This window comes from Faecalimonas hominis (assembly GCF_054660755.1).
In genome coordinates this window covers 1-1,470 of sequence record NZ_BAAHSH010000093.1, presented here as the reverse complement: position 1 = coordinate 1,470, position 1,470 = coordinate 1, and the positions used below count along the sequence as shown (strand labels likewise).

4 protein-coding genes are annotated in these 1,470 nt (G+C 40.3%); all 4 read right to left on the bottom strand.

Going from position 1 to position 1,470, the window contains the following annotated elements:
- Positions 1 to 134: transposase (locus tag ACYQ35_RS11780; RefSeq protein WP_459833817.1), on the bottom strand; the 134-nt coding region annotated here is incomplete at its 3' end.
- 59 nt (positions 135 to 193) lie between these two features.
- The gene (locus ACYQ35_RS11775) at positions 194 to 472 is read right to left on the bottom strand and encodes a transposase domain-containing protein (RefSeq protein WP_459833813.1); all 279 of its coding nucleotides are present in this window, start codon (positions 470 to 472) and stop codon (positions 194 to 196) included.
- Between the two features lie 71 nt (positions 473 to 543).
- Positions 544 to 888 (bottom strand): IS66 family insertion sequence element accessory protein TnpB, encoded by a 345-nt coding sequence (gene tnpB, locus ACYQ35_RS11770; protein WP_009462549.1) that lies wholly within the window; start codon positions 886 to 888, stop codon positions 544 to 546.
- Entirely contained in the window at positions 878 to 1,291 is a 414-nt protein-coding gene (gene tnpA, locus ACYQ35_RS11765; protein WP_459833806.1) for an IS66 family insertion sequence element accessory protein TnpA, read from the bottom strand. The genes tnpB and tnpA overlap by 11 nt, the downstream gene beginning before the upstream one ends.
- Between the last annotated feature and the right edge of the window lie 179 nt (positions 1,292 to 1,470).

Genomic DNA, 1,470 nt, shown 5'->3' with positions numbered 1-1,470 from the left:
TGTTTTTTTACCCACCCGGTGAGGGTGCTTTTTGCAACATTGTAGTCAGCTGCTATCTCACTTATTGAGCGATCACCTGCCATATAGGCTTTGACTACTTCAATTTTAAAATTTTCATTGTAACGTGTGGCCATGATTGGTCCCTCCTTTGGATAATAAATATTATATACTATCCGAACAAGGTGTTACAAATTTAGTTTACCACTACACTTTCAGGTTCGATGAGTTCGACTGGTTTTTCTTCTTCCACAGTTTCACCAAACAGACTTAACTGTCCGGCGATATCGTCAGTACGACGTTCACTGGAAGAACCGAACATCTTTTGTCTGAACCATGCCAGTTCAGCTTTGAGATTATCATTCTCAGCTTGCTGTCTTGAGATAGTGTCATTCAGCATTTTAATAGTAGTATTCAGTTGTATAATCATATCTTTCAACTCAACAAGCTGGATATCTTTACTGCTCTTTGTCATGGTATTTCTCCTAGATTTGCTATAATCATTATACCACAAAAATGCCTGCGAAGCCAGTAAATACAATGGGTTCACGCCATTCGTAGTGCCTTTGGCTGTTCGATTTCAAGACCTGACATGAGCCAGTCGAATTGTTGCCAGGTGATAGGTTTTACCTCGGAACTGTTCCTTGGCCAACGGTATCTTCCAGATAAAACATCCAGTCTTTTGTATAAGAGGATATAGCCATCCGGCTCTTTGAACAGGACTTTGATCCTGTCGCAACGCTTACCGCAGAACAGATAGATAGAATGTCCATCAGGTTCATGCTTGAAATTTTTCATAATGATTGCACACAATCCATCAATGGATTTTCTCATATCCGTGTACCCAGTCACCAGATAAATGTTGGTTGCAAGGGAAATATCACCAAGCATGAGACATTCCTCCTAAGCATTGGAGTGTAGTTCTGATTAAGTCTGGATTGGTGTTATTAAAGAATCGAATGGTAGAATTACCCATTATGATTTCCGCAGCAACACTAGCATCAGTATCAGGCATTGTTAGAATGCGAGTGTTTTTCTCCATTATTGTAGCAGCTGGTGCTGGTTCCGGAACCAGATCTAATTTGACAACTTCCTGATGAACAGGGGTTCCCAAGTGCTTACTCTCGGAATTAGGTATTGTCACACCAGCTTTGCGCAATTTACTGACCCAGTTGTAAAAAGTACCAGCATGGATTCCATGTGCTTCACACCACTGGTAATCAGAAAGACCGCTGGAACGGCATTCCATAATAAGTTTCAGTTGTTCTTCACGATTGACACGTTTTGCTTTCATAATTGCTAACCTCCAAGTAGAGTAAAACGCTTGCATTATAATCTCGAAATGGAGCAAAACGCTTGCGTTTCCTAGCTACAATTATAAAGCAGAAACGGAGTGGATAAAATCCACCCCGAAACTAAGCACTTACGTTCTAAGACAGGAGTTATTTCATAATAAAAAAGGTTCATAAACAG

Excerpts from the sequence above, each read along its gene's own strand:
- tnpB (WP_009462549.1), bottom strand. The coding sequence starts at position 888 with ATGCTTGGTGATATTTCCCTTGCAACCAACATTTATCTGGTGACTGGG.
- tnpA (WP_459833806.1), bottom strand. The coding sequence starts at position 1,291 with ATGAAAGCAAAACGTGTCAATCGTGAAGAACAACTGAAACTTATTATG.
- ACYQ35_RS11775 (WP_459833813.1), bottom strand. The coding sequence starts at position 472 with ATGACAAAGAGCAGTAAAGATATCCAGCTTGTTGAGTTGAAAGATATG.